Annotated in this window: 17 protein-coding genes; 8 read left to right on the plus strand and 9 right to left on the minus strand. The window is 42.2% G+C overall.

All coding sequences use genetic code 11. The features are described 5' to 3' along the window. Positions 1-101 precede the first annotated feature (101 nt). The 7 genes from FEK29_RS15960 to tsaD all read right to left on the minus strand — a co-directional run bounded on the left by FEK29_RS15960 (position 102) and on the right by tsaD (position 10,365). Positions 102-1,847, minus strand: coding sequence for a RagB/SusD family nutrient uptake outer membrane protein (locus FEK29_RS15960; RefSeq protein ID WP_205123424.1), 1,746 nt, complete (start codon positions 1,845-1,847; stop codon positions 102-104). A 74-nt stretch (positions 1,848-1,921) separates the two neighbouring features. Continuing rightward, positions 1,922-5,230 carry a SusC/RagA family TonB-linked outer membrane protein gene (locus FEK29_RS15965; RefSeq protein WP_138259441.1) on the minus strand — a complete coding sequence of 1,103 codons (3,309 nt, stop codon included), beginning with the start codon at positions 5,228-5,230 and terminating at the stop codon, positions 1,922-1,924. 377 nt (positions 5,231-5,607) lie between these two features. Beyond that, complete coding sequence (locus tag FEK29_RS15970) at positions 5,608-6,408, minus strand: THUMP-like domain-containing protein (RefSeq protein ID WP_317129188.1); 801 nt, start codon at positions 6,406-6,408, stop codon at positions 5,608-5,610. A gap of 401 nt (positions 6,409-6,809) precedes the next feature. Next, entirely contained in the window at positions 6,810-7,910 is a 1,101-nt protein-coding gene (locus FEK29_RS15975; protein WP_138259442.1) for an AI-2E family transporter, read from the minus strand. A 3-nt stretch (positions 7,911-7,913) separates the two neighbouring features. Next, complete coding sequence (locus tag FEK29_RS15980; protein ID WP_138259443.1) at positions 7,914-8,561, minus strand: DUF4159 domain-containing protein; 648 nt, start codon at positions 8,559-8,561, stop codon at positions 7,914-7,916. Positions 8,562-8,625: 64 nt separating this feature from the next. Next, complete coding sequence (locus FEK29_RS15985; RefSeq protein WP_138259444.1) at positions 8,626-9,333, minus strand: 16S rRNA (uracil(1498)-N(3))-methyltransferase; 708 nt, start codon at positions 9,331-9,333, stop codon at positions 8,626-8,628. A gap of 3 nt (positions 9,334-9,336) precedes the next feature. Then, positions 9,337-10,365, minus strand: coding sequence for a tRNA (adenosine(37)-N6)-threonylcarbamoyltransferase complex transferase subunit TsaD (gene tsaD, locus FEK29_RS15990; RefSeq protein WP_138259445.1), 1,029 nt, complete (start codon positions 10,363-10,365; stop codon positions 9,337-9,339). A 93-nt stretch (positions 10,366-10,458) separates the two neighbouring features. Here tsaD and FEK29_RS15995 point away from each other — a divergent pair, with 93 nt between their 5' ends. The 4 genes from FEK29_RS15995 (at position 10,459) to FEK29_RS16010 (ending at position 18,006) form a co-directional block, all read left to right on the plus strand. Continuing rightward, on the plus strand, positions 10,459-14,883 hold the full coding sequence (locus FEK29_RS15995; RefSeq protein ID WP_317129189.1) for a translocation/assembly module TamB domain-containing protein: 4,425 nt from the start codon (positions 10,459-10,461) through the stop codon (positions 14,881-14,883). A 173-nt stretch (positions 14,884-15,056) separates the two neighbouring features. Beyond that, positions 15,057-16,043, plus strand: coding sequence for a 6-phosphofructokinase (gene pfkA / locus FEK29_RS16000; RefSeq protein WP_138259446.1), 987 nt, complete (start codon positions 15,057-15,059; stop codon positions 16,041-16,043). Positions 16,044-16,070: 27 nt separating this feature from the next. Further along, a complete protein-coding gene (gene gap / locus FEK29_RS16005; RefSeq protein WP_138259447.1) occupies positions 16,071-17,072 on the plus strand; it encodes a type I glyceraldehyde-3-phosphate dehydrogenase in 1,002 nt (333 codons plus the stop codon). Between the two features lie 82 nt (positions 17,073-17,154). Continuing rightward, positions 17,155-18,006 (plus strand): N-acetylglucosamine kinase, encoded by an 852-nt coding sequence (locus tag FEK29_RS16010; RefSeq protein ID WP_138259448.1) that lies wholly within the window; start codon positions 17,155-17,157, stop codon positions 18,004-18,006. A gap of 1 nt (position 18,007) precedes the next feature. On the opposite strand, the gene FEK29_RS16015 is transcribed toward FEK29_RS16010, so the two are convergent. Next, positions 18,008-18,391 carry a RidA family protein gene (locus tag FEK29_RS16015; protein WP_138259449.1) on the minus strand — a complete coding sequence of 128 codons (384 nt, stop codon included), beginning with the start codon at positions 18,389-18,391 and terminating at the stop codon, positions 18,008-18,010. A 15-nt stretch (positions 18,392-18,406) separates the two neighbouring features. Beyond that, complete coding sequence (locus FEK29_RS16020) at positions 18,407-21,139, minus strand: putative LPS assembly protein LptD (protein ID WP_138259450.1); 2,733 nt, start codon at positions 21,137-21,139, stop codon at positions 18,407-18,409. Positions 21,140-21,283: 144 nt separating this feature from the next. Between FEK29_RS16020 and FEK29_RS16025 the strand changes: the two genes are divergently transcribed. The 4 genes from FEK29_RS16025 to FEK29_RS16040 are packed head-to-tail and all read left to right on the plus strand — an operon-like array spanning position 21,284 to position 25,693. Beyond that, a complete protein-coding gene (locus FEK29_RS16025) occupies positions 21,284-22,543 on the plus strand; it encodes an N-acetylmuramoyl-L-alanine amidase family protein (protein ID WP_138259451.1) in 1,260 nt (419 codons plus the stop codon). A 55-nt stretch (positions 22,544-22,598) separates the two neighbouring features. Then, the gene (locus tag FEK29_RS16030; RefSeq protein ID WP_138259452.1) at positions 22,599-23,561 is read left to right on the plus strand and encodes an MlaD family protein; all 963 of its coding nucleotides are present in this window, start codon (positions 22,599-22,601) and stop codon (positions 23,559-23,561) included. Positions 23,562-23,565: 4 nt separating this feature from the next. Continuing rightward, a complete protein-coding gene (locus FEK29_RS16035; protein ID WP_138259453.1) occupies positions 23,566-24,891 on the plus strand; it encodes a 4Fe-4S dicluster domain-containing protein in 1,326 nt (441 codons plus the stop codon). Positions 24,892-24,901: 10 nt separating this feature from the next. Then, positions 24,902-25,693 carry a (Fe-S)-binding protein gene (locus FEK29_RS16040; RefSeq protein WP_138259454.1) on the plus strand — a complete coding sequence of 264 codons (792 nt, stop codon included), beginning with the start codon at positions 24,902-24,904 and terminating at the stop codon, positions 25,691-25,693. The last annotated feature ends 32 nt before the right edge of the window (positions 25,694-25,725 follow it).

The following is a 25,725-nucleotide window of genomic DNA, read 5'->3' on the forward strand; positions in this document are numbered from 1 at the left end:
AAAAGCTTGTTGGATTAAACTTTCATTAATCAATTTTAGTTTTTGAATAATAAAAAAGGGCGTGTGTAACACGCCCTTTTCTATAAATATAGGTTGATTAATTAATAACCTGGGTTTTGGGATAATACATCCGAACCTTGAATGTCTATTTGCGTTTGCGGTATTGGGTAATACTCGTTTTTACCAGCGGTAAAACTTGCTCCACCAAACTTTGTCACCAAATATTGGGATTCATAATCCAAGTACGCGTTCAATTCCTCCGCGGCTACGCCCCAACGAACCAAATCGAAGAAACGATGACCTTCTCCGGAAAGTTCCAATTTACGCTCGAAACGGACAGCTCTTCTCGCGAAATCCTGATTTGGGAAAGAAGTATATTCAGAAATCACATAGTTTGCTGCTGGGCCACTTCCATCATATTCTTGTACCCAGAACTCAGAATTTGCAGCTCTTGCACGTACCCTGTTTACATATTCCAAGGCTTTATCCAAGGAACCTGCTTCTACTTCCGCTTCGGCTGCCATTAAAAGCACATCGGCAAAACGAATTATGGTATAGTTCATAGTTGCATAACCTCTGGTCCAAGAGCTTCCATCCGTAAAGCTATTCTCCTGACTCCTATAGTAAATATACTTTTTAGGAGAGTAGGGACCCGCATAGGGGAAGCTACGAATCCAAGCGGAACCTGGATGCTCGATCCAATCCAAATATGGAATTCCTTTTCTACCAATGGAATGGTCAATTCTTGGATCTAATGGGTCTGGATCTTCTACGAAGGTCGATTCATCATTGTCATTTGTGAATACATGTCTGTAGATATTGTCCACTTCATTGGCAGGGTCATTGTATGAGCCATCCAAAAGTGGTAAGCCATCTGCTCCGGTCCTAAAGGAGTTGGCCAATTCCATACTCGGTTGGAAGAACCCACAACAGTTCCCAGGACCGTCAGGGCCTGTATTGTAAGGGTAGTTCAAATCATCAAAGTAATTGGCATTTGCTGTACTACCAGTATTATTGGCAGATTCCACATCCATTACGGCTTCTGCATGGTTGTCATTTTCAGCATTGTAAATTTGGGCATAGTCATCCAAAAGGTCATAGGGCAATCCGTTTGAAGTAACACCTTGTTCTATGACTGTAGTGAACAAATCTTTGGCGGGACCAAATTTTTGCTGATACAGGTAGGCCTTTGCCAAGTAAGCTCCAGCTGCCCATTTATTAACTCTTCCGGGGCCATTTTCTGCAGGTAGATTGTCATATGCAAACTGAAAATCAGCCTCGATAAAACCCCAAACATCCGGTGTGTTTGGAATACTCGGTATATCGGCAGGGAGCACAGTTTCATCAAACAATGGAATACTATTGAAGTGCTTCTTTAAGTCAAAGTAGAAATGACCTCTTAACAAACGTGCTTCCCCAGCAATACGTGCGGCATCGGCGGCTGATACATCAGTGGCCACTGCCAATGCTGCTAACACTTTATTCGCTCGACTAACTCCTTCAAAGCGACCATTCCATAAACTGTTAAAATCTCCAATGGTTGGATCAGCCTCGTATCTTTGAATTGGATTAATGGTCGAATAGTCACCAGCATCCGTTCCTTTGTTGGCCTCACCGCCCATGATGGAGCCGGTCACCCAATGGTTGGGTCCCTCAAAACGATTGCCAAATACGCCATTTAATGCGGCATAGGTGCCGATAAGTAGACCCTCAATTCCATCTTTCGTACCCACCTGAGCATCCGCTAAGGAGCCGGTAGGAAGTACTTCCAAGAATTCATCGTTACATGACACCCCTATCATAAGAAAGGACATCGCAGCAACGACTGTCTTTTTAAAATTAATCATAGTTTTCATAGTTTATTTTTACTTAAAGATATAATATATTTTGAACATAACTATCACAGTTTTATAACATTGAATTAGATTCCCACCTCAAGTGTTATCAAATATTGTGGTGCGACTGGATAGTTTCCTACATCGATACCAAAGTTGGTATCAGCTCCACCACCAATGCCTGGGTCAAGACCACTATAATTTGTTATAGTCCAAATGTTGTTTGCTGAAAGTCCTAATTTTAACCTGCTCAATCCAAGTCTATCTGTTATATCAGCGAAGTTATAGGCAAACGCCAGTCTTTGTAGTCGAAGATAGGATCCATCCTCAACATACCAAGAGTTACCGACACCACTGGTACTTAAATTAGTAGCACTCTCCCAAATGGGGGCAGCAGCATTGTTTCCTAATTCAGGAGTCCAAGAACGCTTGGCGGCCTGACCTTTTGCAGAGCCTTCAAAAGTACCAAAGAAATCAGTGAACCATTTGGACTGATTAAATATGTCGTTTCCAACAGAAGCAAACCAATAAGTTTCAAATTCCAAATTTTTATAGCGTAAATTGATGGTCGCACCACCAGTATAATCTGGTACAGGACTTCCTATAAAAGTTCTATCATCTGGGGTAATTGCGCCATCCCCGTTAATGTCGGCATATCGGAATCGACCTAGACCCTTTCCATCCTGAGCAGGAGAGTTAGCTACTTCTTCAGCACTGTTGAAATAACCAATTACCTCATAACCAAAGAAGGAGGACAAAGGCTGTCCAACAGCATTTCTGGTAGCTTGAATTCCTCTGTATGTTTGACCGTCAAAAAAGTCAAGTCCCGGAGCCAATGCTGTAATCTCATTTTTAAGAAAGGAATTGTTTAGGGTGACCGTGAAGGAAAGGTCCTCTGTAAAATTACCCCTTCCAATAATTTGGAAATCGAGTCCAGAGTTGCTCATACTTGCAATGTTAACGGATGGTGCTTGTGCAAAATTACCGGTAACCCCAGCTAAAGGCAATTGGTACAATAGGTCATCCGTATCCTTTTTCCACCAATCTAAAACCAATTCTAATTTATTGTTGAAGAAACTTGCATCAAAACCTACATTCAGTGTGGTACTTGTCTCCCATTTTGCATCTGGGTTACCTATTCGACTTTGGGCGAAGCCTTCATCGGCCCCACTGTTCTGACCTTGAATTGGATACCATGTGTTTCCTCTATTGGAGGCAAAAAGGGAGTACTGGTTATTAGGGTCAACGTTGTTCGAGTTACCCATTTGGCCCCAACCACCCCTTATTTTTAGGTCGGACACAACTTCTTGATTTTGCATAAATGGTTCTGAAATAACCCTCCAAGCAGCTGAAAATGCAGGGAATGTACCATAACGGTTATTGCCACCAAAACGAGAGGCACCATCCCTTCGTATAACCCCGGATAGATAATATCTCTCATCAAAGTTATATTCTAGAGATCCAAATGTAGAGAAGAAGTTAACCCCGTTGCCTAAGCTACTATTAACTACAGGACTTTGAACCACACTTAAATTTTGAAAGTCCAAATCTGTAGAGAAAGGATTGATACCAGATCCAGAAATTGACCTTCCTCTACCGGTATTCAAGGCTTCTAAACCACCAAGAAGCTTAACTTTATGTTTGCCGAATAATTTTTCATAGGTGGCCGTATTGGTGAAAGTCCATTGGAAACCGTAACCACTACCTTCTGAGAAGGTATTGCTGGCTTCTGGTTCGGAATCACCTAAATACCTGAAACCGTAATTCACAAAATAATTGTTGCTGTATCCTCCCCCTATACTGGTACGGACCACTAATCCATCCAAAGGTTTGATATCAGCATACAGGTTACCAAATCCACCAATGGAGTAATTTTTATCATCGCCAGCGTTAAGTACTTGCTGTCTTACAGGGTTTCTTGGGTTGTTAAAACCTGTGGCCCTCGTACTGGCAAAACTACCAAATTCGTCTCGTACCGGTATAATCGTTGGCATACGATAGGCGGATAAAATAACTGATTCGTCGTCAGCGCCACCAATACCTCCTTCACCTCCAAATCCACCTACTACAGAACGATAGGTAACTTGAAAATTCTCACCTATGCTTAACCATGGGGCTACATCCCACTCTGAGTTAAATCGCGCGGTATATCTAGAAAAATTGTTTTCAATAAGAATACCCGCCTGATTCTGTGCGGAGATTCCCATGTAGAAGCGACCGTTTTCATTGCCTCCATCAAAACCTAAAGTAACACGACTAAGGGGTGCAATTCTGGTCAACTCCTTGTACCAATTGGTTCCTTGAAGGTTTGGACGTATCAAGAACACATTATCAGGATTAGCCTCATAATTTGCACGTATTTGTGCTAAATTAATATCCGATTCAAACACACCATTTTGCCCATCTGCATGCAAATAATCAGGAAATCTTGGAGTAGGATTGGTTCCATATTGTGGATGGGTATACTGAGGTGCAGTACCATTCGCCCTTGCATTATTTTCATAGGCCAAATGGGTGAATTCGGCCATTTCCTGTGGACTAAGGTTTTTTGGTGCTCCACCAACATTAGGGTCGCTCACTCCACTCTGAATATTTAGTGAAATTCTAGTTTTTTGACGGCTTCTGGATCCTTGTTTCGTGGTGTATACCACAACACCATTAGCCGCTCTTGCTCCGTAAATCGATGCTGCAGCAGCATCCTTTAAAACAGTTGTTGTTTCAATGTCGTCCGGATTAAGAAACTCCGTGTTTTGAACTGGCACACCGTCTACTATATATAATGGTTCGTTACCTCCAAAAGCACCAAAACCACGTACACGGATTTGTGATGAGGTTCCTGGCTGTCCATTGGTCAATACTGTTACACCGGCAACTCTACCCTGTAGTTGCTGCTCTACGTTACCAGAGGGAATTGCAGCTAACTCCTCAGCCTTTACTATGGAAACTGCAGCCGTGGCCTCTCTTCTACTTGTAGTAGAGTAACCCGTTACAACGACCTCGTCTAATGCGGCTGCATCTTCGGATAAAAATACATCGACATTGGATTGGCCATTTACGGCTACTTCTTTCCTTTGAAAACCAATGTAGCTGAAAACCAATGTTGCTCCAGACTCTACATTAATAGTAAAGTTTCCGTCAAAATCTGTTTGGGTACCATTGGTGGTACCTTTTTCGACGACGTTGGCACCAGGTAGCGGCGCGCCATTTTCATCCGTTACCGTACCGGTAACAGTAGACTGTAAAGTTTCGTCCAACACAATTTTGTAGTTGGCAGTTGTCGCATTTGCAGAAGCGAGTTGCACTCCTAAACAAATGACCATCGATAAAATCCCAGCTTTAAAAAAGGTAATACCTCTTTTGGATTTAACCGATTTGAAATCATGTTTTTGATTCATAATCCTTGTTGTTTGTTAGTTTAAATTAATCTCCTTGAACTGGTTTTTAAAGGGCTCTTCCGTGAGTGATGGAAATGTTAAAAAAAACCAAATTCAGCGTAATGATAACAAAATATTATGAAATATAAATAATGACCAATTCATTATTTTTTAAAATTAAGTGTCAAAAAATTACTTAAAATCTTGCGTATATGGTATAATTCACCGTTTTTATTGGCTTTGTAGAAATTTTGGTTCGTAAAATTTTAATAAATTGGAAATTTGCTAAATTTAACAGTATTGTCTCATGTTGTGTCAATAATTGCCAGTTTTAGCTGATTTCAAACGTTGTAGTCCGTTTGAAATTTGAGTTCAAATTCACACTTTTCAATCGGTTTTTAACTTTTGATTCGAGCTGCTGCGATAGCGGAAATGACTATCAAAGAATTTTTGGTATCCTTAGTAAAAAAAAGATAGTTTTGTCCTCCGTCCTTTAAATTGAATTTCTTTCGAATTTGGACAACGGTTTCGGGAAAATTTCGTGTTGTAATATTGGCTTTTTTTATCCCTAGTTGTTTGAAGCGTTTATTATTATTATAGGGAATGGTTTTAACAATTTCAAAAACCCTTCCTGGAAAAGGTAATAAAGCTTCTGAGGTATATAGATGAGTATGTTCCTGTAATTTTTTTAGGCCGTATCTTTCGCTCACTAGATTGAATGCCCCAGATTTCATTATTGCGGCATTAGGCTCATAGAGATATTTTAAGGGTTTTGAGAACTCCGCCTGCGCATTTTCTTTTTCATAAAGGCCATATTGAAATGTTTCCGTATTGCCCTTGTTAAAATTGATTGTCCTTACAAGGGGGGCTTTGCCAAAATCAGGTTTTAAATGCCACAACACTTCCTTGACTTCATTTTCAAGACTTACAATATGTATTTCGTATACCTGATCTAATTGTTCCAGCCCCATGGAAAGGTCCAACATAGGTCCGGTTTTTATCAATATATTTTGTGATTTTGAGCGCAGTAATTCCAAATGTTTGGTAACATTCGGCTCACAGTCCTCCAAGAAAAACACTTTTTTGTTGCTTTGGTCCCTTCGGGAAGGATCAAGATAGATCCAATCCAAAATTTGCTTATTTTTTTCAAGAAAGGTAATTCCGTCCCCATACAGTACTACTATGTTGGATACGCCCATTTGGGCAAAATTGTGTTTTGCAATCTTGGATACTTTCCTGTTCTTTTCAATGTGGAAGACCTTATCAATTTTCTTGGAAAAATAATAACTGTCAACACCAAACCCTCCTGTTAAGTCTGCCAGCGAATCTCCTGAAACTAAATCTGCCTTATACTGGGCACAAATCTCGGACGACGTTTGCGATAAATTCAGCTTGTTCGCGTAATAGATATTTTTGGTTTCAAACCAAGTAGGTAATTTCTTTTGGGCTTTTTTTTGGATTCCAGTTGTTCCACAACTTCCCTGTTTTCAACAGCTGAGAACAGTTTCTTTCCTAAAAGGATTGTATGGATATCAGACCTAAGATTGATGTCAATAAAATCCTGTACCTCCTTATGTAGTAGGTTTTTGTTCAAAGGATACTAAAGGTTTTCGGTCAGGGATTTGACGATTTTATTTTCGGAAAGGAATTCCTTGAGAATTACTTTAATGGCCGTATATCCCGGTACGGCTACGATCATCCCCACGACGCCGAACAAAAGCCCGGCAATGATGATCACCAGAAATATTTCCAAGGGGTGCGATTTTACACTGCTCGAAAATATGAAGGGCTGTGAGAAAAAATTGTCCACCAACTGACCGATCACCAGTCCGATTAAAACATAGCCAGTTTTTGGAAGGATTACCTCGCTAAAATCCGCTCCCAAATTACTGGTCATGGTAAGCGTTATCATCAGGGCGCCACCGATCAAAGGTCCCACATAGGGAATTATATTGAACAGGGCGCAAAGAAAAGCGATCACGATTGCATTTTCGATACCCACGATCAAAAGCACTATGGTGTAGATGACGAAGAGTATAAAAATCTGAAGCAGCAGGCCAACAAAGTACCTGGATAGTAAATTGTTTATTTTTTCTATGGAGTTGACCGTGCCTTTTTCCTTTGTTTTGGGAACAAAGATGAGAAGGCCGTTCTGGAATAGCTTGCTATCCTTTAGAAAGAAAAAGGAGATGAACAAAACGGAAAAAAGACCAATACTTGCTGAGCTTAGAATGTTCAATAGGGAATTGAGAAAATTAGGAACAAAGCCAATATTCAATCCTTGAATGATGTTCCTTTCGATCTCTGAATCATGGATGACATCTTCCACCATATTCGAAGAAAGGCCAAAATATTGGGTGGTCTTGAGGTATAAGGTATTTATACTTCGCTGTAGTTCCTCAATATTCAGCAAGGAAAGGTTTTTGCTCTGTTCCGTAATCAGCGGAATGAAAAGTGCAAAAATGCCCGCTAAAACTCCTACCATAAAGATCATGGTCAAAATTACTGCCAGCGTATTGGGAAAATTCAATTTTCGTCTTAAAAAAAGAACAACAGGTCTTCCAATAAGGGCGATGACCGCTGCAGCTGCCAAATACGCCAAAACAGAACGTATCATATAGAAGAAATACAGGGTCAGCAGGATTCCTGTTACGATACCCAGGGCCCTTAAAATTCCGTTGGCAATGGTTTTGGAGGTCATTTTTTAGTTTTTAAACACATATGAGACGATATTCGCACCCATTTGTAGCGCTTTTATTCTTATTTCCTCCGGATCGTTGTGTACGGCGGCATCTTCCCAACCATCCCCAAGATCGGATTCCAAGGTCAATAATAAAACTAATCTATTGTTTTCAAATATGCCCAGTGCCTGGGGTCTTTTTCCATCGTGTTCGTGGATTTTGGGCAAGCCCTGCGGAAATGTATACTCCTGCGAAAAAATAGGATGGTCCAAACCAATTTCCTCCAAATTGCTGTTTGGGAATAACTCCTCCAGCTCACCAACGATGTATTCACGCATGCCATAATTATCATCAATATGTAAAAAACCACCGGATAATAGGTAGTTCCTTAGGTTTTCCTTTTCTTCCGAAGAGAAGACCACATTGCCATGGCCGGTCATATGGAGAAAGGGATACTGGTAAATGGTATTACTGCCTACTTCTACGGTTTCTGGTTTTGTAATTAAACGGGTCCCGATGTTGGAATTGCAAAAATTAATCAAGTTAGGCAGCGCTGTAGGGTTCGCATACCAATCCCCGCCGCCCTGATATTTTAAAATGGCTATTTGCTGCGCTTTGGCCGATAGACTAAGACCTGCGGCCAAAAGTAACGTGACGATTAGTTTTTGCATCTTCGAAAGGCTATAAAATCAAAAATACACATTAAGTCCAAACAAAGATATTCCAATCCATTAATTAGCCATTATTGATAATGGTCACCGTGGTACAGGCTACAATTGCGGCGGTTTCCGTTCGTAATCGATTTCTGCCCATGGAAACGGGAAGGAAGCCTTTCTGTTTTGCAGCCTTTATTTCCCTGGCCGAAAAGTCACCTTCCGGACCTATCAATATGGTAATCGGTTTGTCCGGGATGACCCTTCTTTTTAGTTCGTATTTTTCCGATTCTTCACAATGGGCGATGAACAGGCCGCCTTCCCTTGGTTCTTCCAGGATGTCATTAAAATTGGTCAATTCATTCAATTTGGGCAAAAAGGCCTGATTGGACTGTTTCATGGCCGACTGTATGACTTTCATATAGCGATCCAGCTTTATTGTTTTTCGTTCCGAATGTTCGCATAGAACGGGTGTAATTTCATTAACGCCTATCTCTGTGGCCTTTTCCAAAAACCATTCAAAACGATCGTTCATCTTCGTAGGGGCAACAATCATATGGAGCCAATAATTTTGAGGATGCACCCTCTTTACCCCGGTAATTTCTACCGCGCATTTTTTGGGGTTACTGTCGGTAATTTTGGCACTTAGCATCAACCCCTTTCCGTTGGTAATCAGTACTTCATCGTTCACTTTTTTTCGAAGGACACGAACCATGTGCTTGCTCTCTTCCGCATCAAAGAAAAATTGGGAAGAGGTCTCGTCCAAGTTGGGATTGTAGAACAATTGCATGATTTAGGATGTTAGGTTATAACGGGCTTTGGCGGAAGTATCTTGTTTCGCGAATTGGCCCGACTTGTATTTGAAATAGCCCACGATCCCTATCATGCCGGCATTATCCGTACAGAATTCAAAATTAGGCACATAAGTGTTCCATCCCATTTCTTTTTCGGCATCCTTCAGTGCTTTTCTAATACCTGAGTTTGCCGAAACACCACCCCCAATGGCAATATTTTTTATTCCCGTTTTTTTGACCACCTTCTTTAGTTTTCCCATTAAGATATGTACAATGGTGAACTGGATGGAAGCGCAAATATCCGCAAGGTTTTCAGTAATAAAATCCGGGTTTTGGGAGGTCTCTTTTTGGATAAAGTAGAGGATGCTGGTCTTAAGACCGCTAAAGCTAAAATTGAGGTCCTTGACGTTGGGTTTTGGAAATTCAAAGGCATGAGGATTACCCATTGCCGCGTATTGGTCGATCAACGGTCCACCGGGATAAGGCAAACCCAGAATTTTGGCACTCTTATCAAAAGCTTCGCCAACGGCATCGTCCAAGGTTTGGCCCAAGATCTCCATGTCAAAATAGTCTTTCACCTTTACGATCTGGGTATGTCCGCCACTAATAGTGAGGGCTAAAAAGGGAAATTCCGGAGCATTCATGTTTTCGTCCTTAATGAAATGGGCCAAAATATGGGCCTGCATATGGTTCACTTCGATCAAGGGGATCTCTAAAGCCAAGGATAAGGATTTAGCAAACGAAGTACCTACCAGTAGGGAACCCAACAGACCGGGTCCGCGTGTAAATGCTATGGCGGATAATTGTTTTTTATCGATATTTGCTTTGGCTAATGCTTGGTAGGTAACCGGGACAATATTTTGTTGATGTGCACGTGATGCAAGCTCCGGTACGACCCCGCCATATTCTTCGTGAATTTTTTGGGAAGCGACTACATTACTCAGCATGATATCATTTTTTAGGACCGCTACCGAGGTGTCGTCACAGGAAGATTCAATGGCCAAGATGTAAATAGTTTCGTTTTCCAACGGTTTTGGAATAAAAATTGAAAGACAAAGGTAAAACATAATAGCCCTATCAAAAAACTTAGAAAAATACTGGTTAGAACACTTCTGGTTCTTTTGCTGACCTGTGTTTTGGGGACTATTGTGCTCTCATTGCCGCCCGTGCAGACCACATTGGCAACCTATGCCACGGATTCCATAAACGAGGAATTTGGAACGAACATCCATGTAGAACGCCTGAGGGTGTCACTGATTTCTTGGGACACTTCGTTGAAGGGTGTTTTTGTGGAGGATTACAAACGGGATACCTTGTTTTATATCAACGAATTAAAAACATCTATCGTAAGCATCGGGAATTTGGCCAAGGGCCGATTGGAGTTTGGAGATATCGATATCGATGAACTTCATTTTAAACTGAAAACCTATTATGGCGAGCAGGAAACCAATATCAATGTTTTTGTGGACAAATTGGATGATGGAAAGCCTAGGGCCCCTGGAACCCCGCCCTTCTTTTTTTCTTCCTCCTATGTGGATATTCAGAATAGCAGGTTTCAATACATTGACGAAAATCTTGAAAACGAGGAGGCGCTCCACTTTAAGAACCTTAAAATTGAGGCGAACGAATTTCAGATTCTAGGTCCTGAAGTAACGGCAGGTATCGAAGAAATGTCCTTTTTAAGTGAACGTGGGATCCTTGTTGAAAACCTGAAAACCAATTTCAAATATACCAAGGAGCAGATGCGTTTTGATTCGTTGCAGATCAAGACGCCATTGTCCAATCTAGATGGAAATATTGTTTTCAACTATAATAGGGAAGATTTTCAGGATTTTCTGAACAAGGTAAACATCGAGGCCAATTTTGAGGAGTCCACGGTCTCCTTTGATGAAATTAATTTAATATATAATGAATTCGGCCAAGGAAAGACCGCTACCCTCAGCACAACCTTGAGCGGCGTCCTCAACGACCTAAACATTGAAAATCTTTTTCTGGTTTCGGACAACACGGGAATCAGGGGCGACTTCAACTTTAAACACCTTTTCAACAAGCAAAAGTCCTTCGTGCTGGATGCCAACATGCGCAATGTGACCAGTAGTTATTATCAATTGAACGCCCTTTTGCCCAACCTTATCGGAAATTCCTTACCGTCCACTTTCAGTAAACTGGGACAGTTCACTATCCGGGGAGAGGCGCTGATCACGGATTCTTCCATAGACGCCAAAGTAAACCTCAATACCGCCGTGGGCAGCAGTTATTCGGATATCGTGTTGTCCAACTTCAACAATATTGACAATGCCACCTACACGGGCTTTATTTCCCTTATCGATTTTGATTTGGGCGAATTTGTGAACAGTAAAAGTCTGGGGAAGACCAATCTGGACTTTAATGTGGAAGGGCAGGGATTCGTGACCGAAAAGTTGAATACGGAAGTCATCGGACAGATATATTCCATCGAGTTCAATAATTATAACTATCAGGATATCAAGGTGTCCGGTATTTTGAAAGAACAATTGTTCGATGGATCCTTGACCAGCAATGACGAAAATTTAAAGTTCAACTTTAAGGGTCTTGCGGATTTTGGGGAAGAAAGCAACAACTTCAATTTTAAGGCTTCCGTTGATTATGCGGACCTGAAGCGTCTCAACTTTATTAACGACAGTGTATCCATTTTCAAGGGCGATGTGAGCATGAACATCCGGGGAAATACCTTGGATAATATCGTGGGAGATGTAAACTTCACAAAAACCAATTTTCAGAACAAAAACGATACCTACTACTTTGAGGATTTTACGGTTACCTCTTCCTTTGAAAGCGATTCGGTACGCGTAATCGACATCAATTCCCCGGACATCATCACGGGTTTTATGAAAGGAAACTTCCGCGTTAGGGAATTGGGCAAATTGGTGCAGAATTCCATTGGTAGTATCTACACCAATTATAGGCCCTTTAAGATTTCCGGCGGACAGAACCTGAGCTTCAATTTTAAGATATACAATAAGATTGTGGATGTGTTCTTTCCCGAAGTGAGGTTCGACCCCAATACGTTCATCCGAGGGAAAATAGTATCGGACGAAGGTGATTTTAAATTGAACTTTGAATCGCCCAGTATTGTGGCCTTTGGTAACGAGGCCGATAATATAGAGGTGCAAATAGACAATAAGAACCCCTTGTTCAATACCTATGTTTCCGTGGGCGATTTAAAGACGCCCTACTACGATGTAAAGGATTTCAACCTGATCAACACTACCTTAAAGGACACACTGTTTTTTAGGTCGGAATTTAAGGGAGGTAGTGAATATAACGACAGCTACAACCTTAACTTCTATCATACCTTCAATGCGGACAACAAGTCGGTCATAGGTCTTAAAACCTCTGATGTCAGTTTTAAGGGCAATAAATGGATCCTGAACAAAGATGGGAACAGTAAGAACAAAGTCATCCTGAATAGGGCACTGGACAGTATCTCGATAGAGGAAATCGTAATGAACAATGATGAACAGGAGCAGATTCGATTACGGGGCCAATTGGCGGATTCCACCTATAAAGATCTTCAGCTACAATTCAAGATCGTTTCCCTGAATAAAATTACACCGGTGATCGATAGCCTAAAATTACAGGGCGAGGTAAACGGAAATCTGAACATTTTACAAAAGGACGGAATCTATCTACCATCGTCCAATTTGAACATTGACCGATTTGCCGTGAATGACATGCCCATGGGAGATCTGGCCATTAGCATAGTGGGCAACAGGGATTTGACTGAGTTTCAGGTCAATTCACAATTGTCTGAAAACGGTATCGAGAAATTTGGGGTAGTTGGAAAAATCGAGAACAAGGAGGAAATGCCCACGGCGAATTTGGTGGCCAATTTCAATAAGTTTCCAATTGATCCATTCAATCCGTTGGGCGAGGGCATTATTGACCATATTAGGGGTGAATTGGACGGAAGGGTCAATATTACGGGTCCTGTGGACAATCCTAATTTTAACGGATTGGTGACTTTGGAAAACGCGGGCATCGCCATACCCTATTTAAATGTGGATTACGCCTTTGCCCCAAGGTCAAGGGTGCGTTTGGAAAATCAGACCTTTGATTTTGACAACATAGCCCTTTCGGACGTTGCCATGGGTACACGGGCGAATCTGGACGGGACCATAACCCATAGTTATTTTGATAATTGGGTGCTCAACTTCAATGTCGACACCAACAATAATAGGTTCCTGATTCTAAATACGGAATTCAAGGAAGGGGATTTGTACTATGGCACGGGCTATCTGAATGGTACGGGTCGAATTTACGGTCCAACCACCGCACTGAACATAACTGTGGATGGGGAAACGGCAAGGGGTACTTCCCTGAAAATACCTTTGAGCGATGTGGCCAGTGTAGGGGACTATTCCTTTATCAATTTCTTGGAAAAGGATACGGTCCAATCCCAAGGCGAGCAGCGGGATTTGAAGGATTATCAAGGTCTGGAGTTGGAGTTTAACCTGGATGTGACCCCAGAGGCCGAGGTAGAAATAGTTACGGATACCAGAACGGGTAGTTCCTTAAAAGGAACGGGGGAAGGTATCCTACTGATACAAATTAATACGAACGGCAAGTTTGAAATGTATGGGGATTTTGTGGTGGTTACCGGACAGTTTCGATACAAGTTTGGTGGCATAATAGATAAGACCTTTACCGTGGAGCCTGGAGGGCAAATTAACTGGGACCAAAAACCCCTGGAGGCCTTGTTGAATATGGAAGCGGTGTATTCGCTGACGGCAAATCCTGCACCATTGCTCCAAAATCAGGCGTATGCCCAAAGAATACCAACGGATGTGATCATTCGCTTGACCGGGGAACTTCAAAATCCCGATATAGAATTCGGCATTGACTTCCCGGGAACCAATTCCATTGTACAGTCAGAACTGGAATACGCTTTGCAAGATCCAACGGTTGCGGAGAAAAATGCCATATTCCTATTGGCTCAAGGAAATTTTGTGAACGACCAAAGTGGTATCAACCAGCAGGCGATTACCGGAAACTTGGTTCAGAGTGCATCGGGTATTTTGAATTCCCTTTTAGGGGGTGGAAATGATAAGTTGAATTTTGGTTTGTCCTACGAACAAGGATATCAAGGAGCCCAATTGGAAACGGACGATAGAATAGGGGTAACGGTCTCTACGCAAATTTCTGATAGGGTATTGTTCAACGGTAAAGTAGGGGTGCCGGTTGGTGGAACAAGCGAAACCTTGGTCGCAGGGGACTTTGAGATTCAGCTCCTATTAAACGAGGAGGGAAGTTTAAGTGCAAAGTTTTTCAGTAGGCAAAGCGAAATCCAGGCATTCCTGCCCGATCAACAAGGCTCTACCCAAGGGGCCGGACTTTCCTACGAAGTTGATTTTGACAGTTTTAAAGAACTATTCAGGAAAATCCTTAATAAGGAAGTTAAGCAGAAACCTATCAATACCCAGAAACTTAAACCTCAAGAACCGCCCATTTCGGTAATGGGCCAGGATAGTTTGCTTAACTTTTATGCAAAGCCTAAATCGTTTTGACTTATTTTTTCAATTTTGTGGGCGAATCCATTGTTAAGTAATCATAGGTTTTTGTTATTTTTTGGTTAAAATGTAACAGCCTTGCTTTTTTTCTTCAATTCTTTCCAAATGCATGCTGGGCATATTTCGTAATTGAAAGAAGATTTACTAATTTCGTTGGCTTAATTTTTCGAATGTCTTCAAACATAAAAAAAATAGCAGTGCTAACTTCTGGGGGAGATTCTCCTGGGATGAATGCGGCCATACGTTCGGTAGTTAGGACCTGTGCGTATATGAAGGTTGAATGTGTTGGAATATATAGAGGCTATCAAGGCATGATAGAAGGTGATTTTAAGCCGATGGATGCCAGAAGCGTCAACAATATCATCAACAAGGGTGGTACTATTTTAAAGTCCGCACGATGCGAGGATTTTAGAACTCCCGAAGGTAGGAAAAAGGCCCATGAACAATTGGTTTCTGCTGGCATCGATGCCTTTGTGGTCATTGGCGGAGATGGTAGTTTTACAGGGGCCATGATCTTTAACCAAGAATACCAGTTCCCAATTATGGGGATTCCCGGAACCATAGATAATGATATTTTTGGAACCAGTTTTACACTTGGTTTTGATACCGCCTTAAATACCGTAGTCGATTGTATCGATAAAATTCGTGATACGGCAAGTTCCCATAACCGATTGTTCTTCGTAGAAGTTATGGGTCGGGATGTTGGGCATATTGCATTGAATGCCGGAGTTGGTGCGGGCGCCGAGGAAATTTTGATTCCAGAGGAAAATCTTGGACTGGATCGTTTATTGGAATCCTTAAAAAGAAGCAAAGAATCAGGTAAGTCTTCCAGTATCGTAATCGTTGCCGAAGGGGATAAGACCGGTAAAAATGTCTTTGAGCTAAAGGAGTATGTGGAAAAACACCTGCCAATTTACGATGTACGTGTTTCCGTTTTGGGACACATGCAACGTGGTGGTGCGCCTTCATGTTATGACCGTGTACTGGCAAGTAGAATGGGCGTTAAGGCCGTGGAATCCTTATTGGAAGGAAGAACGAACCTTATGGTTGGGGTTCAGGATAACAAAATTACCCTCACGCCAATTAATAAGGCCATAAAAGGACACACAAAAATAGACAAGGAACTTATCCGCGTCTCAGAAATAATGACAACATAAAGTATAATCGATTAAAAACAATAGAAAATGTCAAATTTAAAAATAGGAATTAACGGTTTTGGTAGAATTGGTAGGTTAGTGTTTAGAACTACCGTAAAAAGAGGCGATGTTGATGTAGTTGCCATTAACGATTTATTGGATGTTGAGCACTTGGCGTATTTGTTAAAATATGATTCCGTTCATGGAAAATTCGATGGTACCGTAGATGTGAAGGATGGAAACTTGATAGTAAACGGAAAAACTGTAAGGATAACCGCAGAAAGAGACCCTAAAAACTGTAAGTGGGACGCGGTAGGGGCAACTATAGTAGCGGAATGTACCGGTATTTTTACCACATTGGAGACGGCTCAATACCATATTGACGGAGGGGCTAAAAAAGTGGTAATTTCCGCTCCTTCCAAAGATGCACCTATGTTTGTAATGGGCGTAAACCATAAAGAAGTAAAAGCTTCTGATACTATCGTATCCAATGCTTCTTGTACTACAAACTGTTTGGCACCTATGGCCAAGGTTTTAAATGATGCTTTTGGAATTGAAGAAGCGTTAATGACTACCGTACATGCCACTACTGCTACTCAAATGACCGTGGATGGTCCTTCTAAAAAAGATTGGAGAGGAGGTAGAAGTGCCATGTTGAATATTATTCCTGCTTCTACGGGAGCAGCCGTTGCGGTTACCAAAGTAATTCCAGAATTAAAAGGCAAACTTACAGGGATGGCATTTAGGGTTCCTACAGCGGATGTATCCGTAGTGGATTTGACTGTTAGGTTGCAGAAGGAAACTTCCTATGAAGAGATTAAAAAAGCGTTCAAAACCGCTTCCGAAGGTGAATTGAACGGTGTGTTGGGCTATACCGAAGAGGCAGTTGTTTCACAAGATTTCATTGGTGAAACGAATACCAGTGTTTTTGATGCCGAAGCTGGTATTGAATTGAACTCCAAATTCTTTAAGTTGGTTTCCTGGTACGATAATGAATCTGGGTTCTCCAACAAAATGGTAGACTTGATACAACATGTGAATAGCCTATAACAGGCATTTAGATTTCATATAATAATCCTGTGAATAAGGTATTTTTTCCTTATTTTCAGGATTATTTTTTAAATACCAAGGTATGATTTTAATTGTTGATAGTGGGGCGACCAAATCTGATTGGATCGCATTGGATGAAAAAGGTGAGCAGCTCTTTTTGACTCAGACTTTGGGTTTGAGTCCAGAGGTTTTGACAAAGGACGTTATCGAAGATAGATTGGCGAATAACTTTGAGTTGTCCAAGAATAGAGAGGAGGTAAGCCATTTATTTTTTTACGGGGCAGGTTGCGGTACGGATCGAATGAAGAATTTCTTGAAGGATATTTTCAAAGACTTTTTTCCAAATGCTGTTGCGGAAGTGAAGGAGGATACCTATGCGGCCATTTTTGCTACAACCAAGGTAGGGCATCAAGGAATTGTCTGTATTTTGGGTACGGGTTCCAATTGCAGTTATTATGATGGGGAAAAACTACATCAGAAGGTGACTTCCTTGGGCTACATTCCAATGGATGATGGTAGCGGTAATTTTTTCGGTCGGAAATTGATACGGGATTACTATTTCAACAAGATACCCAAGGACCTCGCCGATAAATTTGCCAGCCAATACAATTTGGATGCGGATGTGATTAAGGATAACCTGTACAAACAACCAAACCCCAATACCTATTTGGCGACCTTTGCCCGATTCCTGATCGAGAACAAAAGCCACCCGTATTCAAAGGGAGTCATCGACAAAGGCTTTCAACAGTTTATCAATAACTATATCATGCAATTTGATTTGGCCACCAAGGTCCCCATCAATTTTGTGGGAAGTATCGCCCATTATTTGCGGGATGAACTTACTACCGTACTGCAAAGAAACGACTTGATCGTGGGGGTGATTCGACAAAAACCTATTGAAGGTTTGGTAGAATTCCACAGGGAGAACATGTAGCCTAGAATTGTACGGCTATCATGGAGATTTCCACATTCACGAATTTCGGTAGGTTGGCTACTTCCACGGTTTCCCTTGCAGGAGCCGTATCTGAATTAAAATAAGAGCCGTAGACTTCGTTTACTTGGGCAAATTGATTCATATCGCTCAAAAATATTGCCGACTTCACAACATTTTCAAAGGTCATTCCCGCTTCGTGCAGAATGGCCTTTAAATTTTCCATGGATTGCCTGGTCTCTTTTTTTATATCGCCGGAAACTAGTTCTCCCGTTTCTGGGTCCAAGGGAATCTGACCGGAAATATAAAGGGTGTCGCCAATTAAAATAGCTTGGTTGTAAGGCCCAATAGGGGCAGGTGCTTTGGATGTGTTTATTATTTTCTTCATAGGGCGTTGGGTTTATTAATTTCTAAAGGGCTGACTTCTATTTTCCCATTTCAGGTCACTTAAGATGGAGGCATCGATTCCTATAAAGAAGTACCATCTCCTAAATTCTCCAAAAGGGGTCCAATTGAAGCGCATGGAAAAACTCTTCAAGTCCCTCTGAAAGCGTAACTGCGTCAAGGTGAAACCTTTGTTTTTAAAATCATACCCTGAGGATCCGCCCACTTTCCATCGCGGAGATAGTTCTATATCCCCGGAAAACATTAAGGAATGTGCGCTAAACTCGTTTTGTCTGGCACTGTTCAAGTAACTTGCCGAATAGGCCAACCTGAAATTCCAGGGTATTTTGGTCGCATAGGCCGGATTTTCCACATTGGTGCCCTTTTCCCGTTCTTCCCTTGGATTGTCCCTAAAGCTATCGGCGCGGCCAAAGAGATCGTCCGTTCTACCGCCACTTTGGGCCACATAGTCAAAAGGATCTTCGTCTTCTTCGGCTTCGTCGTCCTTTTTCTTTTCAAACATTTTACTGTCAATGGAGTAGGAAATGTTCATATTGGCACGTGTCAGCCTAAAAAGACTTCCTCCATTATCTATATTCCAAGTGTCGATACGTCTTCCATTGTTGTCTATGGCATAGGGGTCCAGGCCTGCCGCGAAGTTTATGGACATTTTATTGTTCAGTATATTCGTTCCCCCATTAATGTTCAATGGACTTAGCCGAAGGGAATCGGCCTCCAGATTATAAGCTGTTGATATATTAAAATTGCTCAACAAGGGAATCTTTTTGGGTTCCGTTTTTGTAGAGTCCTTGTCCCTCACCTTCGCCTCCAAAACGTTGTTCAGGGCCAAGCTTAGGCTATTGGATCGGCCCAGCCTAGGTGCTCCGTTCAATGTTCCGTCAAACCTGCTATATTGCACAACGCGGCCATCTCCGTCTATTCCTTCCACATATTCATCATAATATTGCTCAAAGGATGGTGCATAACCATAACTAATGGTGGGGCGTAACACATGTCTAATAGCCTGGATTTTTTTGTCCTCACCAAAATTGAATGTTCCATAAAGTGTGGTACCTATGCTGGCATTCAAATTATACTGGTTATATCGGTCAAATCCAGAAATGGTATCCACTACTACCCGATTGGCCTCAGGGTCAAAACTTCGTTCGAATGTTTGCATGGTCCAAACATCTTCATAGTTTCCACCCATGGTCACGCTAAAGTATTTGGCAATTTTAAAGTTGGTACTTATTGGGATACGGTGTCTAGCCCCGATCCTGGCGTTGTCGAACATACGGCCGGTCAAAAAATCCTCGTCGTTGGTGGTGAGTCGGTTTTGGGCGTTAACATCATATTGAAAGTTAATGTTCTGTATGGCCCCTTTTTTAATCCCGTCCCTTTTAGCAAAGGGAAAAATACGCTCCATACTCGCTTGGAACGTAGGTAATGTCATGTTGATATTGTCTGGATTGGTCGTTGTAGCCGTTGGTGAGGTTAATTGCGAATGTGTCGCCGTAACGCTCATATTTACGGATGGATATGCGGGAAATGTTTTGGAATATGAAATGGAAGAAGAAAGCGTATTGTTCTGCGTATTGGGCAGATTACGTTGTTGGAGGGAGTTTCGGTAATATTCGCTACTCCCCAAATTCACGGATGCCGAAAACCGGGAATTGGGACTTGCCTTTTGATCCTGCGAGTGTGAAAACTGCAAGTTCCAGTTTTTTGATAAACTATAGTCGCTGAAACCCTTTTGGCTCGTCACCAGGTTTTCGTACCTGAAATTGACATTGCCCCGGTATTTGTACCTTTTGGTGTATATGGAGGCTGTTCGAAAACCCCAACTTCCGTTGGTATAAAAATCACCCGAAAACTCCACATTGGCATAATCTCCCAGCGGAGCGTAATATCCAAAATCCTGTAAAAAATAGCCCCTGTCCGGGTCGTTTCCAAAAGTGGGCATTAAGACACCTGGCGCACTTCCAACGGATAACGGAAAATACGCGAATGGCATAGCGATAGGCGTAGGAACATCGGCGATATAGAGATTGCTATAGCCGGCGATCACTTTTTTCTTGGGCACGAATTTCGCCTTTCGGACCCTAATGTAATAGTCTGGATTAATGGTATCCTCGGCGGTAGTAATTTTCGCTTCGCTCAGAAAATAGACGGAGTCGTTCTCTTTTTTTGTGATTTCGGCATATACCTTCATGGCGTCACTACCCAATTGACCCGCGGCGGCTTGCTGTTCGGTCCTGGAATTCCAGATAATCGCCTTTTGGGTATCGAAATTGAACCGAATGGAATCCGGAATCACCACATTGGAGCCCTGTTTGAAGTAGGGAAGTTGGGTGTAATTGCCTACCGAATCCTTTATCCTACCCGCGTACACCTCGTTTTTGATATAATCCATTATGATGATACCGGCCTTTAGCTCCGTATCCTGATAATATATTTCAGCTTCATTGTACAGATAGATTTTGTTCTCACGTTGACTCAATTTCACGTAGTCCTTGGCCTTGTAGGTAATGTTGTCCAACAGTAGGGGAGGCTTTTGATTTAGGGAGTCTCTTTGCAGGGAATCTCGCTGAATACTATCTCTTTCTACAGGTTTTGGGAAAAGCGGGGCAACAATGGAATCTCTTTCAGCCTTAATTTCAAGGGGGACGACCTTGCCCTCTTGTGCCGTTCCCAAAAATAGACCAACAAAAAGTAGGAATAGGAAAAGTACGTTCTGTTTATTTGATTGCAAGGCTATAAATCCTATTTTTGTAAAGGTTTGGCAATCGGTAAGCCATTTGGTTCAGATGCCAAACTTACATATATTTTTTGTTCTCTTTATAGGGTGTTACCATAAATTTAACCATATAAGGAGGTGGAGAAACCTATTAAGAATATGAAAATAAAACCCCAAATTATCTTCCTTGTTTCCTTGTTATTACTACCGATGATGGCCAGTGCCTCGGAAACGGGAAAAGGACCTACGGTAGATCCATTCATTGTGGTATTGGACGCCGGCCATGGTGGCCATGACCCGGGAAACCTAGGGAACGGTTATTTGGAAAAGGACATAGCCCTAAAGATTGTGCTGAAGGTTGGCGAACTGCTTTCTGCCAATAAGGACATCAAAATCATTTACACCAGAAAGGACGATACCTTTGTGGATCTTTTTGTGAGAGGTGAAATCGCCAATAAGGCGAATGCCGATTTGTTTGTTTCTGTCCATTGCGATTCCCATAATTCCGATGCCCACGGGGCCGGAACCTTCGTTTTGGGACTACATGCCAACAAGCAGAATTTTGAAATCGCCAAAAAGGAAAACTCGGTAATCTACCTGGAGGACAATTACGAAACCCGATATGCGGATTATGACATCAATTCGCCGGAATCCGTAATCGGGCTCACCATTATGCAGGAAGAGTTTTTGGACCAAAGCATCGCCTTGGCGAAAAACATTCAAGATAACATGTCCGGTAGGCTAAAGCGGGTGGACAGAAAGGTGAAACAGGCCGGTTTTATAGTGTTGCATCAAACCTTTATGCCCAGTGTTTTGGTGGAAACGGGCTTTTTGACCAATAAGGATGAAGGGGCCTATTTAAATTCATCAAAAGGACAGGCCGAAATGGGCACCGCCATTGCGGATGCCATTTTAAAATATAAGACTGAGGTACAAGGGGTATCCCAAGCGACCCAAGTTTCGAACCCCACTACACCGGAAAAATCGTTGAAGGACGAAAGTTCCTCCGTTGCTGCGGTGGTAGTTTCCAAAGAGGAAACTTTGGAATCCAAAGAAATCAAAGAAATCAAAAAACCGGAATCGGCAGAAAAGAAACAGGAAGTATTGGCCGTATCGGAACCAAAAGAAACCGTAGAGGAAAAACCGGATGAAAATGCCATTATCTATAAGGTCCAGTTAATGGCGAGTAGTAAGGATTTGGCTTTGTCGCCGGAAAATTTTAAAGGACTGCCCCAAATTACCAAGGAAGCCTATAATAATTTATTTCGGTATATGTACGGGTCTACCCAATCCTACAGGGAGGCGAAGATGTTGCAGTCTAAAGCGGCCAGGACGGGGTACCCATCGGCATATATCGTAGCCTACAAAAAGGGCGTAAGGGTTTCCGTGCCCAAGGAGGTGGAGGAGGAATCCCAATAACGGCCATTGGTATGTTATTTATTCCTAATTTTGTTAGAAACATAAAATTGATTGCTTGAAACTATCCAGGGAAATTAAGACGGGAATTATTGTAATTGGAGGAATACTCCTATTTATTTTGGGGTTTAGTTATTTAAAATCGACACCACTTTTTGACAATAGTAAAACCCTGTACGCGGTTTATCCAGATGTGGGCGGACTACAGGCCGGGACCGTTGTGTCCATTAATGGTTTTGGCGTAGGGAAGGTAAACGATATAAAGTTTAAGGATACAAAAGGAAATTTGGTGGTCACCTTTACGGTAAGCAGCGATTTTCAATTTTCCAAAAATAGCACCGTAGAATTGTACGATACGGGAATAATTGGCGGGAAAGGATTGCAGATTACACCCGTTTTCGACGGTGCAGAGACCGTTCGATCCGGTGATACGCTTTCCACCGAAACAAGACCCGGCTTGACGGAGCTGGCCCAGGAAAAACTGACCCCTTTGTTCAAAAAATTTGAATCGGCCGTTTCCGATGCGGACTCTGTCCTGATCAACGTGAACCAGGTCCTTGATACCAAGACCAAAAAGGATTTACAGACCGCAATTAACGGACTCAGTGAACTTATGGCGAGCCTCAATGGAAGTGCCAAGGTATTAAACGATATTTTGGCCAACAACGAACAAAAGTTGGATAGTTCGCTTACCAATTTTGAGACCCTTACCTATAATTTTGCCAAGCTTTCGGATACTTTGAACAACGCAGGTCTGGGCAGGACTTTGGCCAGTTTGGAAACCACCATGTCTAATTTGGACAAGGTGATTTCTAAAATCGAACAGGGTGATGGTACCTTGGGCAAGTTAATGAACGATAAGGAGCTATATTCCAATTTAACCGCTGCTTCCAGGGAGTTGGATCTGTTGCTACAGGACTTTAGATTAAATCCAAAACGCTACGTGAACGTTTCGGTCTTCGGTAAAAAACAAAAGGAATATGAGGTTCCGGAAGATGATCCGGCCGCTAAAATAGAATAAATCAATGCAGTATATACCCAATATCCTTTTTGTAGCGATTCTTATTATGGGAATCGGATATTTCGCCAAAAACGTTGGTAAACTTAGGCGCAATATTTTATTGGGAAAAGATACCGATGTTTCCGATGACAAACCCACAAGATGGCGCAATATGCTCCGGATCGCCTTTGGTCAATCCAAAATGGTCGTACGCCCTGTAGCGGGATTGCTCCATGTAATTGTCTATGTTGGTTTTATCATTATCAATATTGAAGTTTTGGAAATCGTCATCGATGGTATTTTTGGTACACATAGAATTTTTGCAGGTCTGGGTCCTGTGTATGATTTCCTGATTGCATCTTTTGAGATTTTGGCGCTCTTGGTCATTATTTCGGTAATCGCTTTTTGGATAAGAAGGAACATACTAAAACTCCAGCGATTTTTAAAGCCGGAAATGAAGGGTTGGCCCAAGAAAGACGGCAATCTTATCCTTTACATTGAGTTGGTGCTGATGCTTTTGTTTCTCACTATGAACGCGGCGGATTTCCGTTTGCAGCAATTGGGTGCGGAGCATTACGTGCAGGCCGGTAGTTTTCCCGTAAGTCAGTATATATCAGATTGGTTCACTGGTATGGACATTTCCAGCCTGATTCTTTTGGAGCGAACCGCATGGTGGTTGCACATTGTGGGGATACTGTTCTTTTTGAATTATCTATATTTTTCAAAGCACCTGCACATCCTATTGGCATTTCCCAATACCTTTTACGGAAAATTGGGGCCCAAGGGAAAATTTCAGAATTTGGAGGCTGTAACCAAGGAGGTAAAATTGATGTTGGACCCTAATGCCGACCCGTTTGCCGCTCCCGCAGATACTGGGGATGTGCCATCAAAATTCGGGGCATCGGATGTGATGGATTTAAGTTGGGTGCAATTGCTGAATGCCTATACCTGCACGGAATGTGGTAGATGTACGAGCGAATGTCCAGCCAATCAGACAGGTAAAAAATTGTCCCCAAGAAAGATCATGATGGACACGCGGGACCGATTGGAGGAAGTGGGAAAAATTCTGGATGCCAATAAGGGGGAATTCAAGGAGGACGGGAAACAGTTGTTGGACGATTACATTACCAGGGAGGAGTTGTGGGCCTGTACTTCGTGCAACGCCTGTGTGGAAGCCTGTCCGGTAAGTATAGATCCATTATCCATAATAATGGACATGCGCCAGTACTTGGTAATGGAACAATCGGCCGCACCATCGGATTTGAATAATATGATGGGAAATATCGAAAATAATGGAGCTCCGTGGCCTTTTAACCAAATGGACCGTTTGAATTGGAGTACCGAATCATAAAAGACTAGAAATGGCTGACACCCTTAAAGTTCCTACAATGGCAGAGATGTTCGCTGCCGGTGAAAAACCCGAAGTATTGTTTTGGGTAGGTTGTGCCGGTAGTTTTGACGATCGGGCCAAAAAAATTACAAAGGCCTTTGTGAAAATTCTGAACAAGGCCAATATTACCTTTGCCGTTTTGGGAACGGAGGAAAGCTGTACAGGGGATCCGGCCAAAAGGGCAGGAAACGAGTTTTTGTTCCAGATGCAGGCCGTCACCAATATAGAGGTGATGAACGCCTATGAAATAAAGAAAATTGTGACCACATGTCCGCATTGTTTCAATACCATCAAGAACGAATACCCCGGTCTTGGAGGTACCTATGAGGTGGTGCACCATACGCAGTTTTTGAAGCAGTTGTTGCAGGAGGGACGTATAACCATGGAGGGAGGAACCTTCAAAGGAAAGCGCATCACCTTTCACGACCCCTGTTACCTAGGTAGGGCCAATGGCGTGTATGAAGCGCCAAGGGAGCTGATACGGAAATTGGATGCCGAGTTGGTGGAGATGAAAAGCTGCAAGCAAAGAGGTCTGTGCTGTGGTGCGGGAGGTGCCCAAATGTTCAAGGAACCCGAAAAAGGGAACAAGGATGTGAATATTGAACGTACCGAGCAAGCTTTGGAGACAACCCCCCATATTATTGCCGCCGGATGTCCTTTTTGTAATACCATGATGACTGATGGTGTTAAGAACAAGGAAAAAGAGGGTGAAATTGCCGTTATGGACATTGCGGAACTTATTGCCAAGGCCGAAGATTTATAAGGCATTGATTTTAAAACTATAAAGAAGGATTC

Source organism: Maribacter aurantiacus, from assembly GCF_005780245.1.
GTDB lineage: Bacteria > Bacteroidota > Bacteroidia > Flavobacteriales > Flavobacteriaceae > Maribacter > Maribacter flavus.